Source organism: Yersinia sp. 2466 StPb PI, assembly GCF_041538325.1.
Taxonomy (GTDB): Bacteria; Pseudomonadota; Gammaproteobacteria; order Enterobacterales; family Enterobacteriaceae; genus Yersinia; species Yersinia enterocolitica_E.
Genome location: NZ_JAULSL010000002.1, coordinates 115,254 through 128,873 on the forward strand (window position 1 = coordinate 115,254; position 13,620 = coordinate 128,873).

The following is a 13,620-nucleotide window of genomic DNA, read 5'->3' on the forward strand; positions in this document are numbered from 1 at the left end:
AATGGACGATTCGTTACACATATTAAACGGTGCCACCCGCCTCCCTCTTCCCCCTGACCAGAACTGGCTGGCTGCATTAAGGTGGGAAATAGCGCCCACACAGAGTAAGTCCGAGTTACGGCGCAGAGCCACCCAAGAGGGTGCAACACACTTTCTAGCTACATCTTTTTCTGAGAGCGAGCTATTGGCGTGTTGGGTACAAGTGCCAAAAAGTGAAAAGAAAGCGCCTATCAGTGCCGCCCTGGCTGTAGCTCATCAACTCAGTGATGATTGCTACGCCGTGTTTGAACTACAAAGTGATGTCTATTGGTTTGTGGCCAACTGTAAAGGTCAACTCTCCGTTCTGAGTGACAAGGTGGGCAACAAAGAAAGTATGCTAGCCGCAGTCACTTTTTTCTTGTCTATGAATAAGAGCACCCATAAATGGCATGTTATTGCACCTGTGGGTTTTTTTGAGGATAGGGAGGCTGACCCAACGCCTCTGATTGATTTCACCCTCTCGTCCAGTGTTAACAAACTCTACAACATCCCTTCGATGTCCCTGCGTCGTCCAGTGCAACGCTATTCACTGATTGCGCTAGCCATGGTAGGTGTCATCGTAGGAACACATATCTATCAAGGGTGGAAAGAAGATAAAGCATTGCAGATTGCGAAACTGCAACTCAAAGAAAACATTCAGGCACAAAAAACCGTATTACCCCCCTGGCCTTCTCTGCCAGATGCTCCGGCCATTATTCAGGGTAATGGTGAATATCTAATTCCTCTGTCCGTCGCCGGGTGGATGCTGGAAAGTAAAACCTACACCCGCCAGAGCGATATCGCTCTTATCTATCGTCGGACCGGTAACGCCAGCGTTGCTGATTTTAGACGACGGGCACAAGAGTTGTTTGGCAAACACCAGGTTGATTTCAATATTCCTGGAGGGGCAGATCAAGCGACAGTCACGTTGCCCATATCTGTGTTAGCTGGTTCAGGACAGCAAAAACTAATCGGTCTGACAGAAGCCATGCTAATACTGACCACATTTGCCCAACGGCAAAATGCACAGTTGCAGCTCGACCCCCAACCGAATACGCGATTAATCGACGGAGAGAACATCACTCTACCTTGGCGCGAGGTCCGTTTTACGTTAATCCTCCCGATATCGCCTGACATCTATATCGATTCATTACCGATGCCAGGGTTACGCATAGCCCGTATTCGCACAGTACGTGAGGGTGTTCGCCTAAGCTACACACTCGAAGGAACTCTTTATGCCAATCCATAACCGTGTACTTTTTATTTTTCCTCTGCTATTTGCTCTGGCCGTAACGGCACATGCAGATACCGAAATTCCAACACAGCAAATACCCCCGGAAGAAAACACAGCCGTTCCCTTACCGTCTGGTACCTTGAACGAATTGGAAAAACTCAATACGCAGACGTTATTGACCGAAGCACAAGCCCAATTGGCCAATGCACGGGCTTCACTGCAAAAGGCCAAGAGCCAGTACAGCGACACATCATCAGGGCAGATGGTTTTGTCGGGTACAAACTTACCTCCCGGATTGCCTAATCCCTCAATCAGTATGCCCCAGCAAACAAAGTCTGGCCCTCCCCGTATCCTTGAAATCAGTGGACAAGGACGGTCGTTATCGGCTCGCCTGATGCTTGATACGGGTTTATCTATCATTGTCCGCACGGGCAGTAAGATCCCCGGCCGCGATTTACTCGTGACGGATATTTCTGCCAGTACCGTCGAAGTAAAAGATACGCAGGGCCAGCGTCATACCCTGACTTTTGGTGAATAACATGACACTCACTAATTCCCCTCCAGTTTTTGAATTCAATGCACTGGCTAACGAATATATGTTCTGGGAAATGGGTTCCCCCCCAGTTTGCTATGTGTCTGCCGACCATTGCAAAATGCCTGCGGTTCAAAGTGAGCTGCAACGAGCGCTGGCCAAGATCCCCGGTCTGATCACTGAGATAGTTCGCTTTGATGAAATAGCCCAGCACCGCCAAAAAAACCGCGTCCATGTAGAAACTGCAGAAAACCTACAACCGGAAGTCATTGACCTATTTGCCCAAGCAGCCGCCGCGGGAGCGTCTGATATGCATTTTTTGGTCAATACAGACGGTACCACCATCTATCAGCGTATCTATGGCGATTTGTCAGTCGTGGCCAATAAAAAGACTGATGAGGGGATGACTCTGCTACGTTGCATGGTTAACTCCATGACGGATACAGGCGCCAGGGAGTTCATGGAGAACGAGATCCAGGATGCCCGCATTGAAAACAAGTATTTGCACAAAGCTAATTTATATGCCGCTCGCTATGCGCATATTCCTACTGAGAATGGTGTTTATGCTGTTGTCCGACTGATCAAGGATGAAAGAGACGATATTCCCTCGCTGGAAATTCTCGGCTTCAATCCCGAACAGATCACGCTGATACGGCGTATGCTCCGCAGTCCATATGGCTTTATCATCCTTTCGGGCCCGACGGGTTCGGGGAAAAGTACCACACTGCGTACTCTTGCTGAGATGTATACCGTGTTTACTTATGGCCTTAAACGCTTACTGGCAATCGAAGACCCCCCGGAGGGCAAACTACCTGGCATCCAGATCCCTATTTTCGCCGACAAAAGTGATCCTATAGCAGTCAAACAAGCCTGGACCCGAACTATTGCGGCCAGCTTACGTCTTGACCCTGATGCATTGATAGTAGGGGAAATGCGTGACAAAGACTCTGTTAAAACTGCGATTTCTGGAGCCGAAACTGGGCACCTTCTGATGGCAACACTGCATGCCAATGACGCGCCGAGCATTATCAGCCGTATGGTTGATACATTGGACGTGCCGCTTGCGCTTATCACTGATCCCCAACTGATTGTCGGCCTGATTGCACAACGCCTGGTGCCTTTACTGTGCCCTAAATGCAAACAGACTTATGAACAAGTGAAAGATAGCCTTGATGCTGATGAATTACAGTTGATTGCGACCTATTGTGACAAAGAAAAAATCCGCTTTCGTAATCACCATGGTTGCAATAACTGTCACTTCGGTACGGTGGGACGCCGAGTTATTGTTGAGGTTATTCGGCCTGATGCTCAGTTCATGCACCACTACCGACATGAAGGCAAGCTTGTAGCTCGAAACTACTGGGTTAACAAGATGGGAGGCACCACGCGCGGCATGCATCTTCAACAATATCTTAATCGTGGAGAGGTTGACCCCCTCGAGGGAGACCGTATCAATCCGCTGGATGAGGACACCTTGTTAGCCCTGGACACCGCTCCCCTTTCTGCCTGACCAATTAGTTTCCTCATATTCCACAACGTAATACCTTTCTGAACTGTTAGGAGCCCACACATGATTTCATGGATAAAAGCTCGCCTAAAAAGCCTGCCGAGTACTGAAATTCGTCCTCCAGCTTGGTTTTCTCGGCTCGATATTTGGGTCGCTCGAAAAACTTTCTTTATGAGTGAACGACGACATCTTTACGAACAACTGGCCTTCTTGCTCGACAACAAATCCTCACTTAAAGAAGCCATTACCAAACTTCAATACGCCGCCAGGCAAAAAGGAAAAGAGCGGAGTTCTCTGATGTACTGCCTCAGTGATATACATTCTGCATTGACCACAGGGCAAACACTGGACAAAGGACTGTCACCCTGGGTTCCACATAATGAAAGCACCATCATTATGTCAGCCAGGTTAACAGGTGATTTGAGTAATGCGCTGAAACGTACTATTCAAAATATCGATACGATCGGAAAGCTAAAAAGTAAGGTCATCAGTAGCCAGATATATCCGGTATTTTTATGTATAGGTACTCTGGTTGCGATGCACTTTCTTAACGACAAATATATACCCACTGTTCTGGCCATCATCCCACGTGAGGCATTAACCGGGAAACTCGCACTATTCGTCGGTATTACCGAGTTCTTTGTCTCCAACATGTTCCTACTACTGTCTGCAATTGCACTAACCATCATATCCATTCTATGGACCATGCCGAATTTGACCGGAAAGGTTCGTAATCGTGTTCTTGACCGGCTATTTCCATGGAGTGTGTATAAAGAGACTGAGGGTGCGACATTCCTTCTTAATTACGCAGCCCTAATGCACCCATCTATTCGTATGGAACAGGCACTTCATCTTCTGTGTGTGTACGCATCGCCCTGGTTATTTGAGCGCCTTGATGCTACGCGGCGCAAGCTCAGTAAAGGGGTGAATTTTGGTCAAGCGCTGCTGTCAACCGGTTTTAACTTCCCCTCACGTGATGCCGCAGTACATCTGTCGATTCTAAGTGGGGGGAATGATGCACAGGACCTTATCAAATCATTTGCTTCCTTCTGGCAGGCAGAAAGTCTTAGCAAAATCACTAAAACTTGCGCTGTCGTCAACTTCGTAATTCTGTTGTTCAACGCCAGTTATATCGTTCTGCAAATATTGGCGAGCGTAGAAATCAACGCGCTCGTCAAAACTCTCCACTAACCCCTATAGAAAGGAAACTGTTATGAAAATTTCACGTCCGTTTACCACAGTGAAAAAACCGCACGACACTATTAATAAAGGAACAACCCTGACAGAAATAATCATGTGGATGGTTATCGCGGGTGTCGTCATGGCTGCAGTTTATGCCGCATCTAAAGGTGCATTCTCAACCAGTGACACATCCAAAGAGCTTAACGCTTATAACGATATGATGGCTAAAACACCTCGATTGTTAAAAAACGCGGGGCAGTATCCCTATAACGGCTCAGCCGATATGACCGGCACGTATATCGTCATGGCTAGCGGAGCCCCTGCAGGCCTAACCCTCGTTGGCACAGCATCTTCTGGCTCAGCCGGTTTGACCAATACCTATGGTGGTGATGTATCTCTTACGCCAGTAGCCTCTTCTGGTGGCCAGAAATCTGGATTCTCGCTAACAACGGCCGCTATTCCACAAGATGCGTGTACCGTTATCGCCACCACGTTGAGTTCTGGAGCAAACGTGGTGACAACAAAGGTGAACGGAACATCAACATCGGGTCCATTAACGTCTGCAAAAGCTGTGCAGCAATGTACGGCTGACTCGGGATCAACCGGTAACAATACCCTGATCTTCATCAGCCAAAGCTAAGGAGGTTTTATGCGACTTTCCCTTATCGCACTATTTGGCAGTGTGATGCTATGCCTTACCACACCGGTGCATGCCTGGTGTTTTGATGAAGCTGGCGCTCGATATCACATTAACGCACAACTCCTGCGGGCTATTGCGGTTTGGGAGAGCTCGCTGAATCCCAATGCTATCGGTATCAACCGCACAGCGGGCAAAATATCCAGCCGTGATTATGGCTTGATGCAGATTAACACCCAACAATTACCCAGACTTAAACGTCTGGGTATTATCAAAAGCGAACAAGATTTACTGACCAATCCCTGTCTCAACGTTCAAATTGGAGCCTGGATATTAGCCCAGCATCTGCAAACCTGTGGTAGCAACTGGTCATGCTTAGGTTCATACAATGCCGGTTTTTCTCCCGACAGAGAGCCGCGCAGAATGTGGTATTCGAAGAATATTTATAAGGAATACATGCGCCTTGGTGGGGGGGCTTCATGAGCTCGACTCTTTTGGTGTTGCTGTTATTTTCTGGCCTAGCACTAGAATTCACATTTCGTAGCCATGGTCCAGTTTTACGACAGGGTAATCTGTTTCTCCTCGACTACGACCGACCTATTTATTCGCGTCAAATCATTCGCCTTCTCCAATGGATTACCTGGAGTTGTGCGCTATTGGTTCTGCTACTCAATAGCGTATTTACGCTTTCACCGTCACACTTGCTACAGTCATTTGTCCTGCTGATATTTAGCTTGAACCTTATTGGGCTAGACGCGCAAGAACGCTGGCTACCACTGTGTTTCACTAACAGTTTCTGGTTTGTTGGGCTTTTGCTCACCTTACTTCCTGGCGCCGCGTTATCGCCTTACACTGCTGCCTTTACCAGTCTGGCTGCATTTCTGCTTCTGAACCTGGTATACCGAATTTTGGCCCGCAAACAACCTGATGCTTTGGGATTGGGGGATGTTCATCTGCTTGCCGGTCTATGTGCCTGGCTACCCCTCCCTTGGTTGTCTGGAGCATTGGTACTCTACTTGTTAATAACCGTCAGCTTGTTTGGACGAAAATCTCCGCACCCACTGGCACCCTGGCTGCTCCCAGCCGTCATACTGATTCATCTTATTCACCCCATTCTGGCAACAGAGGGAAATATCTATGTTGAGTAAAAAAAAATCTATCTCACATCCCCCCGTTAACCGTGGGTTAACCATTGCCGAAGCAGGCATGGTTATCACTCTGCTCTCGGTGATAATGGCCTACAGTATCCCACGGGTTATAGAGTACAACCAGGAACGGGCCTGGGACATCAGTGCCACCATGCTGTCTGCCGTCAGTGCGTCAGCCAATCGCTATATCAAGGACAATAAAGACACTCTGACGACACAACTCAAAACCGCAAAAAATGTTGTTATTACAGGTAAACAGTTACAAGACGCAAAATACCTTCCGCCTGGATTCAGTCTAACTACCGATGATGGCCAGTCATATCTGGTAGCAGTCACGCAAGACGGTAAGAGCAACTTGATGGCGTTCGTCCTGACCTCTGCAGGCAAGGAAATTCAGCCTAATGGACTTAGGTATATTTCTCAAAACATCAGTGGCCTAGGTGGTTATATTTGGCCTGCTAATCAAGCGATTGGCGCCAATGGCAGTTGGACTGTTAATCTCCCCGACTATGGTCTCTCGGGTCAAGTGGGTCGCCTTGCTGTCATGTTGTCTTCCGACTCACTTGGTAGTGACAGTGAAGCAGGTGATCGTCTGTATCGCTTTGAAGTCAATGGTCGCCCGGACCTAAACAAAATGCATACAGCTATCGATATGGGCAGTAACGACATTAACAACACCCGCAATCTGAATGCACAAAATGGCCTTTTCTCTGGTGATGTTTCGGCGGCTAATGGTCAGTATTCAGGAAACCTAACGGCCAAAAACGGTAACTTCTCAGAATCGGTTACGGCCAGCCAAGGAGTAACCGCCAATAAAGATATTCGCAGTAACGAGGGATGGATCGTAACCCGCAACAACAAAGGTTGGTTAAATGAAACCTACCAGGGTGGTTTTTATATGTCAGATAATGATTGGGTGCGCAGCGTCAATAACAAAGGTATTTATACTGCCGGCCAAGTGAAAGCGGGGACCGTTCAGGCTGATAACTTGTTAAACGCAGGTGGGACACTGCAGCTTGACCAAGTTAGTGTAGCCGGAGTGGGTTGCCCTCAGATTGGACGCCAAAGCCGGGATAATACGGGCGCACCGTTATTCTGTATCGGGGGAGTATGGAAGAAATCTGGTGGTGGCATTGATTTCAATAACGTCATGAATCAATACGTTGGTGATGGCGGCAGATGTCCAGCCAATTATGTTGCCGTCGGTGTTGGTGGGTTCTATGCAACATATACAGCAGGTTATATCTGGTGTGCACCTGCCCAGTGATTTTATTGTTTACTGGAAAGTATGATGAATTTTTTATTCCAATCCCCTTGTTATCAATAAGCATTACTCACTAACAAGTAGACACCATCCAAGTTTTTTAAATCCTCTTCGTATTTATCCGCATTCGTAATACAGGAATTTACCATATGAAACCATCGTATCTGGCCACGCTTGGCCTTTTCCTGCTATCCGGTTGTCAGGCACCACAGGCAAAACATCCGATATCTACTCCACAGCCGATATCTATTCATACCGAGCAAATATCCCCCTCGTTACAGGATCTCGCCTTAAACGGAGTACTAAATCAGAAAGTACATTTCGTACCCGGCAGTATTCGAGCAAACAGCCAACGACTTTCAGTGACATGGGATGGCGATGCTATTGAGCTCCTGGCCGAATTAGCACGACAACGCGGCTTATCATTCGCTTATACCGGTGTCAGATTGCCACTTCCTGTCACTATTCATGTTCAAGACGTTACCTTTGAAACCCTGCTTCGAATTATCCGTACTCAAACCGACTGGCGAGCTCAGCTAGATCAGCAGTCCAGAGAACTTCGCGTCTACTTTATGTTGCCCCTAAAACAAGGAGCTTTAGCATGATACGAAAAGCCTTGGCCCTCTGTCTGGCACTGGTCACCGTGCCAGTTATCGGGGCAACCATCGATACACCTCCACCACCGGATATCAATGCCTACCTATCGCCAAAGGCCACTGATAAACACGGTCTGAACGACACATTGTGGCAACTTCTTAATGATGCGGGGCAAACCGTTGGTTTTCGGGGAGGAAAAGCACAGCGAGCCTGGGAACTGCAACAAGCGCTGAGTATTCAGAATGATGACTTAAATAGACTCTATACCTTTGCTCCGCTGATCAGTCGCCAGGGGTGGTTACCTCCCGTTATTGTCGCGGCTGAATCTCTCGCAAACATTACAGATAACCAGATACGAACCGCCAACAAAACCTACACCATTCTGGTGAAAGAGCGATTTGTTAGTAATCCGCCCTCTTGGCGGCAGTACTTATTGGCCGGGCTGGCAGTGAATACCGATATCCCTACAGAAATCGCCCCGAAAAATGGCGCCGAAGAGAAAGTCTGGCGTGCCGCGATAGAAAAGGGTTGGCAAGAAGGACGTGAAAGTGCCGACCGAACGTTGGAAAGCAACTTCAATCGATTAACTCGGGATTATGCCGGCATGGTGCGTTATTCCACTCTGGTACAGCAAGGCATGATCACCTTACCTGTGGTCAGTGAACAGCTGCAGTCCGTTACTGGCTCCCAAGACAAACTGATGTTGGGTGACAAAGTACGCGACCTGAAACAACGCGCTGGCTTTGAGTTGGATAAGAAACGTTGGAAACCCATCATTACAACGCAACAGTAACCGTTCAGGAGCATTCTCAATGCCTGCACTTGATGATTTAGTGGCACTAGATGACTTTGATTTTTCAGGCGGACTCGACGCAAACAAACTCCGAAGTTTTTTTGTTCACTGTTATCGCCATAAAGTCTCTGATATCCATCTACAGAGTGGAAGCCCAATCATTGTTGATCACTACGGCCGCAAGGTTGTAACCAACAAGTTCAATATTGATAGTTCCCAATTGGTGCGCCTCGTCGATGAGATATACACCCCTGATATTAAATCACTGGTCCAAGGGGGCTGTGGTGCTGACCGGGCTTTACAGCTGGAAGGTGATAATACTGGCCGTTTCGGACTCGAACGTGGTGAACGGGTGCGTTATCGCACTAACTTCATTCAGGCCACTATTGGTTCGCTTAATACAGCAATGGCCATCACGTTACGTATTATTCCATCAGCTATCCCGCCCTTAGAGACAATGGGCCTGGAAGATGATCTCCGTCGCAGTTTATTACCTATGGATGGTCTGGGTTTAACGTGTGGTCCAACCGGCTCAGGGAAATCCACATTATTAGCCTCAACTTACCAGCATTACGGAGAAACACATCCCGACGGAAAGGTCACCACCTATGAAGATCCGGTCGAATATCTGCTAGGGGGTCCTCAATGGGTGCTCAAGCCTCAACAATCCGAAATTGGGAGAGATGTTCCGAGTTTTGCTGATGGCCTTCGTCTCTCGTTACGTCAGGCACCGACTTTAATTGGTGTTGGTGAGATACGTGATCTTGATACGTTAGAAGCCGCCATCGCCTGTGCTCACTCTGGCCATCTGGCCCTCAGTACATTGCATGCTTTCTCTCCGGGCCATGCTTTTTCTCGTTGTATCCGAATGGCGTCCAGTGACACCCGTGAACAAGTTGCCTTTGATCTACTTGATGCTTTGCGGTTTGTCATCGTGCAACGCCTCCTGCCAACGACTGATGGTAAACGTATCGCTGTTAGAGAATACGTTCTATTTGACGATGATTGGCGCAGCAAATTATCTCAACAACATTATTCTCGCTGGCCTGATCTGATTAACGCGTCACTTCGTGAGAGTTCGACGCGCATTGCAGATCAAACCTGGGAACTTTTTGTGAACGGGCGAGTTGCTGAACATGTAGCGGAACAAGTGATGGGATGGCGCGAATTTAACGAAAAACGGAAAACAACATAATGAACAACGATTATTGCAACTGGTTAGATGCGGGTCGCGCCGTCACGATCTTTGGCATTCCAGTGCTGGTTTATCTGGTGTTTATCGTGTGGGTATTTTGGCCAAGTATGCTGATGTTCCTCTTCTGTGTCGGATTGTTGGTGTTTTACAAACTACTGGCTTTCTTTGATTACACCCTCACGGTGGTATTCCAGCGTTTATTGCACCGGTTGCGCGGCAACATCATTACCGGTCGTCCCTGGTGGTATCGAAAATTCTTTGAATAGGAGTCCTATATGATAATCCTCAGCTCTGGCCATCCTTACCAACCTGTTGGGAGGCACAATGAAAGCAACTGAATCTACCTACCTCGTTATTCCATTCGAACAGTTGAAAGAAGCCAAACGGCAGGCAGGTAAGCTGGACAATGGTGAGAATGCGCTAGAGTTCGACCCTGATCGCAAAATGTGGTTTGCCAAAGAGGGCTCTGAACTCGACAAACTCACTCGCTGGCGCATCGATAATACGTTGGCCACCGAAACCAATAACGATTCCGCCCAAGAGTTTGGCGACTTTATCCGCTCACTCGGCGGAAATCTTCAAGGCGACCCAGAGATGGATGGTCTAACTCATCGGATATCGATGAATGATGACAAGCAAGGTAAAAAATCTGGCGTTTATGTTGGTCATTTGGATGGCTTTGCCAATGGTTGGTTTGCTGATCATCGTGATGGTCATAGAAATACCTGGTCATCGAACTCAGACAGGCCTGACCCCATAGTGTTAGCACACCGCAAGGCAATGGCTGCACAAGAGCAACTACGGCGCGATGCCAGAATACGCCAAGAGCAAGATAAGAAATCAGTCGAAGTCACCAAGTTATACGAGCGGTTGAGCCAAGCCAGCCAAGACCACCCCTACTTAAAGAAAAAGGGCGTGAAGGTAGCCAAAGGAATGCTCATTGATGATCGTAATCAATTGGTCATCCCATTATTGAATGTCGCCGGTGATATACGAACCCTACAAACCATCGCACCCGACGGCAGTAAGCGTTTAAGCAAGGGAGGGCAAAAAGAAGGCAATTTCTTCATTGTTGGTGGCTCTCTTAAGAATGGTCAGCCCATTGTCTTTGCCGAGGGTTATGCCACAGCCGCCAGTGGCGCAATGGCTCTAAAATACCCGGTGGTGATGACCGTTGATTCTGGCAACTTGGTCAAGGTGGCCAAAGCACTGCACGAGCATTACCCCGACAGTCCAACCTTGTTCTTGGCTGATGATGATCTTCCTAAGCCCAAACGCCCTGGCAATCCGGGGAAAGAAAAAGCCACAGAAGCCGCTGAGCTTACTGGCGGCATTGTTATATTACCGGCATTTACTGCAGCTGAGCGCGAGAAGGGATTGACGGACTTCAATGACTTTCACCAGTCACGCGGTTTGTCGGCACTCGCAGAACAATTGGCCCCTGTTTTTGCTCCGTTACATCGTCCCTCACCTCTGGAACCCACAACAATGGAAAATACACAGACTGAGCCCACACCTGAAATTGATATACCCTCCGTACAAGACCTACCCGTTAATGAATATGCTGACTATGGTCATATTGCTGATAGCGTCTTCGACCAAGAGGTCCAAGATTTCACACCATATGCTATCAATGACCCCATACCCCCTGTCACTGCAGAGCAGACCGTTATTCAGGAAGCACCTTTAGCTACGGAGCAAATCGTTATTCCAGAAACACCGGCGGCAGTTAAAAATGAGGCTGAAGAAGCAAAACAGGAAAATATTGCACCAATTGCTAACCCAACGATACCCACAGTTACGGCACCCAAAGAAAAACCCATTGAATTAGTTTCTTTCGCTGGCCGGCTGGCACCTCAACCTGCAACATCGACCCCTAATGAGCAACAAGCCCAGTCAGAGGCTAACCTGACAGCACAAACGGAAGACGCTATCTGTATCGAGATGCCTGCGGGCCAAGCTCGCCAAGTGGCTCCACTCGATCTAGATGCATTGATGCAACAAATTACTCATGAAATGGCCCTCGATGGACGGTCAGTAAAATATCTCTTTTCTGGTGAACCCGCCTTTGTCGACCATGGCGACCGCATCACAATGGCGAACGCGGCAGCAAGCCAAAGTGATGCCATGATATTGACGGCCTTACTTGTTTCACGCGAACAATATCGGGGGCGCATTGAGCTTACTGGGAGCGATCAGTTCAAGCATCGCGCCATTATGCTAATTGCTGAATACAACCTCGATGTCAAAATGAAAAACCCGCAGCAGCAACTGATGTTAGATGAGGCCCGTAAGCAGTTGGCAGACGAACCAACCCCAGGAGCGGAGGCAACACCCGTTGGCCCACAGACAGCATCCATTATGACTGAGGGGCAAACAACAGAACCTGCCACAGCAACAGCAACACCATTGGCGAACGAATTACCTCCAGAATTACGGCCTACAGTGCTTCCCCCAGAAATACCGCGAAATGCCAGTCGTAAGGAAAGTGAAGCAGGTCTGACAGGCGCTTTATTGGGGCATGGTCCCGCACCGTACAATTTTGATTCGTCTGAGAATCTTAGCTATTACGTACATTTACGTACCGCGCATGGAGAACGTTACGTTTGGGGGAAAGAGTTGGCACAGGTCATGCCAGACAGTGGCCTCAGTAAAAACGATGTGGTGACGCTGACCTGGCTCGGCAGTAAAGAGGTCACGGTCCAGGCTAAAGTACGTGACGCGAACAATAAGATCGTGGTCGGTAAAAACGGAGTTGAACAGACGGAGGAAATCATTTCCCACCGTAATCAATGGGCAATAAAGCCGGCAGTCGACCCTCAGTTGCTTGTCAGCCATGAACAGCAGACTACACCGCCAGCGTCACTGACAGCTTATGACATGACCCATTTTTTTGCGTTACAACAGCAGGTTGTTGAACTGGCGGCAAAAGCTGGGGTATCACTGCCTCCATTGCCTGCACAGGCCAATGACCTTGTGTGGTTTAAGCCTAACGGCCAAGGTACAACAGCCCCTGCCACTCGACCGGCGACCACCCCACTACCTGCACAGACCCAAGATGCAGGTACTGTACTCATGAAAACGATGACAGCCGAAAACCAACTTAAGTTATTACTGGTAAAAGGCTTAGGCGATTATGTGCAAGGCGTCGTGCAATACGAAGGTGAGTACCATCCGGTGCTCGGTAAACTTTGTATCAATGACAAAGGGACACGTTATGTAGCCTTAAATGCGGTTACGGCTGACGGCATCAAATCCATAGGCCACGGTAATGCCATCAATCACGCCGAAGGAGCCAATAACGCTTTCGTGTTCCGTCTCCAGGGGGAAAAAGACAAACTTTATGCGACGCTGGTTGAACCCGCAAAGTGCCCCCCGGCACTGCATAAGCAACTTGGGTTTACGCACGACTATATTCCACCGTCGCAAGCCCCGCAGAGCCGGGACAATCACACCGTGGAAAACCGGATCAATCCGGCACCTCAGGCACCGCGTCCAGGCTTATAAGGAAAG

General features: G+C 48.4%; 13 protein-coding genes. All 13 read left to right on the top strand.

The genetic code is table 11. The features are described from left to right. The first annotated feature begins 1 nt into the window (after position 1). The 13 genes from pilO2 to Q2T72_RS22655 all read left to right on the top strand — a co-directional run bounded on the left by pilO2 (position 2) and on the right by Q2T72_RS22655 (position 13,614). Positions 2–1,267: a type 4b pilus protein PilO2 gene (pilO2, locus tag Q2T72_RS22595; protein WP_050074363.1), complete on the top strand. Its 1,266-nt coding sequence runs from the start codon at positions 2–4 to the stop codon at positions 1,265–1,267. After that, positions 1,254–1,790: a type IV pilus biogenesis protein PilP gene (pilP, locus tag Q2T72_RS22600; protein ID WP_050074361.1), complete on the top strand. Its 537-nt coding sequence runs from the start codon at positions 1,254–1,256 to the stop codon at positions 1,788–1,790. The genes pilO2 and pilP overlap by 14 nt, the downstream gene beginning before the upstream one ends. A gap of 1 nt (position 1,791) precedes the next feature. After that, complete coding sequence (locus Q2T72_RS22605; protein WP_050074360.1) at positions 1,792–3,294, top strand: GspE/PulE family protein; 1,503 nt, start codon at positions 1,792–1,794, stop codon at positions 3,292–3,294. Positions 3,295–3,354: 60 nt separating this feature from the next. Continuing rightward, positions 3,355–4,482, top strand: coding sequence for a type II secretion system F family protein (locus Q2T72_RS22610; RefSeq protein WP_050074358.1), 1,128 nt, complete (start codon positions 3,355–3,357; stop codon positions 4,480–4,482). 22 nt (positions 4,483–4,504) lie between these two features. Further along, positions 4,505–5,113, top strand: a complete 609-nt coding sequence (locus tag Q2T72_RS22615) for a type 4 pilus major pilin (protein ID WP_050074356.1) — start codon at positions 4,505–4,507, stop codon at positions 5,111–5,113. 9 nt (positions 5,114–5,122) lie between these two features. Next, positions 5,123–5,593, top strand: coding sequence for a lytic transglycosylase domain-containing protein (locus Q2T72_RS22620; RefSeq protein WP_050074355.1), 471 nt, complete (start codon positions 5,123–5,125; stop codon positions 5,591–5,593). Beyond that, positions 5,590–6,258, top strand: a complete 669-nt coding sequence (locus Q2T72_RS22625; RefSeq protein WP_050074353.1) for a prepilin peptidase — start codon at positions 5,590–5,592, stop codon at positions 6,256–6,258. The genes Q2T72_RS22620 and Q2T72_RS22625 overlap by 4 nt, the downstream gene beginning before the upstream one ends. Beyond that, positions 6,248–7,525 carry a shufflon system plasmid conjugative transfer pilus tip adhesin PilV gene (gene pilV, locus Q2T72_RS22630; RefSeq protein ID WP_050074352.1) on the top strand — a complete coding sequence of 426 codons (1,278 nt, stop codon included), beginning with the start codon at positions 6,248–6,250 and terminating at the stop codon, positions 7,523–7,525. The genes Q2T72_RS22625 and pilV overlap by 11 nt, the downstream gene beginning before the upstream one ends. A 146-nt stretch (positions 7,526–7,671) precedes the next feature. Beyond that, the gene (locus Q2T72_RS22635; protein ID WP_050074350.1) at positions 7,672–8,127 is read left to right on the top strand and encodes a DotD/TraH family lipoprotein; all 456 of its coding nucleotides are present in this window, start codon (positions 7,672–7,674) and stop codon (positions 8,125–8,127) included. Then, positions 8,124–8,912: a type IV secretory system conjugative DNA transfer family protein gene (locus Q2T72_RS22640; RefSeq protein ID WP_050074349.1), complete on the top strand. Its 789-nt coding sequence runs from the start codon at positions 8,124–8,126 to the stop codon at positions 8,910–8,912. The genes Q2T72_RS22635 and Q2T72_RS22640 overlap by 4 nt, the downstream gene beginning before the upstream one ends. Before the next feature lie 19 nt (positions 8,913–8,931). Further along, a complete protein-coding gene (traJ, locus tag Q2T72_RS22645) occupies positions 8,932–10,107 on the top strand; it encodes a plasmid transfer ATPase TraJ (RefSeq protein ID WP_050074348.1) in 1,176 nt (391 codons plus the stop codon). After that, positions 10,107–10,373, top strand: a complete 267-nt coding sequence (icmT, locus tag Q2T72_RS22650) for an IcmT/TraK family protein (protein WP_050074346.1) — start codon at positions 10,107–10,109, stop codon at positions 10,371–10,373. The genes traJ and icmT overlap by 1 nt, the downstream gene beginning before the upstream one ends. 58 nt (positions 10,374–10,431) lie before the next feature. Continuing rightward, positions 10,432–13,614, top strand: a complete 3,183-nt coding sequence (locus tag Q2T72_RS22655; protein WP_372569991.1) for an LPD7 domain-containing protein — start codon at positions 10,432–10,434, stop codon at positions 13,612–13,614. Positions 13,615–13,620 lie beyond the last annotated feature (6 nt).

Bases quoted from the DNA above. Each gene is read 5' to 3' on its own strand.
- Q2T72_RS22610 (WP_050074358.1), top strand. From the start codon at position 3,355: ATGATTTCATGGATAAAAGCTCGCCTAAAAAGCCTGCCGAGTACTGAA.
- pilO2 (WP_050074363.1), top strand. From the start codon at position 2: ATGGACGATTCGTTACACATATTAAACGGTGCCACCCGCCTCCCTCTT.
- Q2T72_RS22635 (WP_050074350.1), top strand. From the start codon at position 7,672: ATGAAACCATCGTATCTGGCCACGCTTGGCCTTTTCCTGCTATCCGGT.
- Q2T72_RS22655 (WP_372569991.1), top strand. From the start codon at position 10,432: ATGAAAGCAACTGAATCTACCTACCTCGTTATTCCATTCGAACAGTTG.
- Q2T72_RS22625 (WP_050074353.1), top strand. From the start codon at position 5,590: ATGAGCTCGACTCTTTTGGTGTTGCTGTTATTTTCTGGCCTAGCACTA.
- Q2T72_RS22640 (WP_050074349.1), top strand. From the start codon at position 8,124: ATGATACGAAAAGCCTTGGCCCTCTGTCTGGCACTGGTCACCGTGCCA.
- pilV (WP_050074352.1), top strand. From the start codon at position 6,248: ATGTTGAGTAAAAAAAAATCTATCTCACATCCCCCCGTTAACCGTGGG.
- Q2T72_RS22605 (WP_050074360.1), top strand. From the start codon at position 1,792: ATGACACTCACTAATTCCCCTCCAGTTTTTGAATTCAATGCACTGGCT.
- traJ (WP_050074348.1), top strand. From the start codon at position 8,932: ATGCCTGCACTTGATGATTTAGTGGCACTAGATGACTTTGATTTTTCA.
- pilP (WP_050074361.1), top strand. From the start codon at position 1,254: ATGCCAATCCATAACCGTGTACTTTTTATTTTTCCTCTGCTATTTGCT.
- Q2T72_RS22615 (WP_050074356.1), top strand. From the start codon at position 4,505: ATGAAAATTTCACGTCCGTTTACCACAGTGAAAAAACCGCACGACACT.
- icmT (WP_050074346.1), top strand. From the start codon at position 10,107: ATGAACAACGATTATTGCAACTGGTTAGATGCGGGTCGCGCCGTCACG.
- Q2T72_RS22620 (WP_050074355.1), top strand. From the start codon at position 5,123: ATGCGACTTTCCCTTATCGCACTATTTGGCAGTGTGATGCTATGCCTT.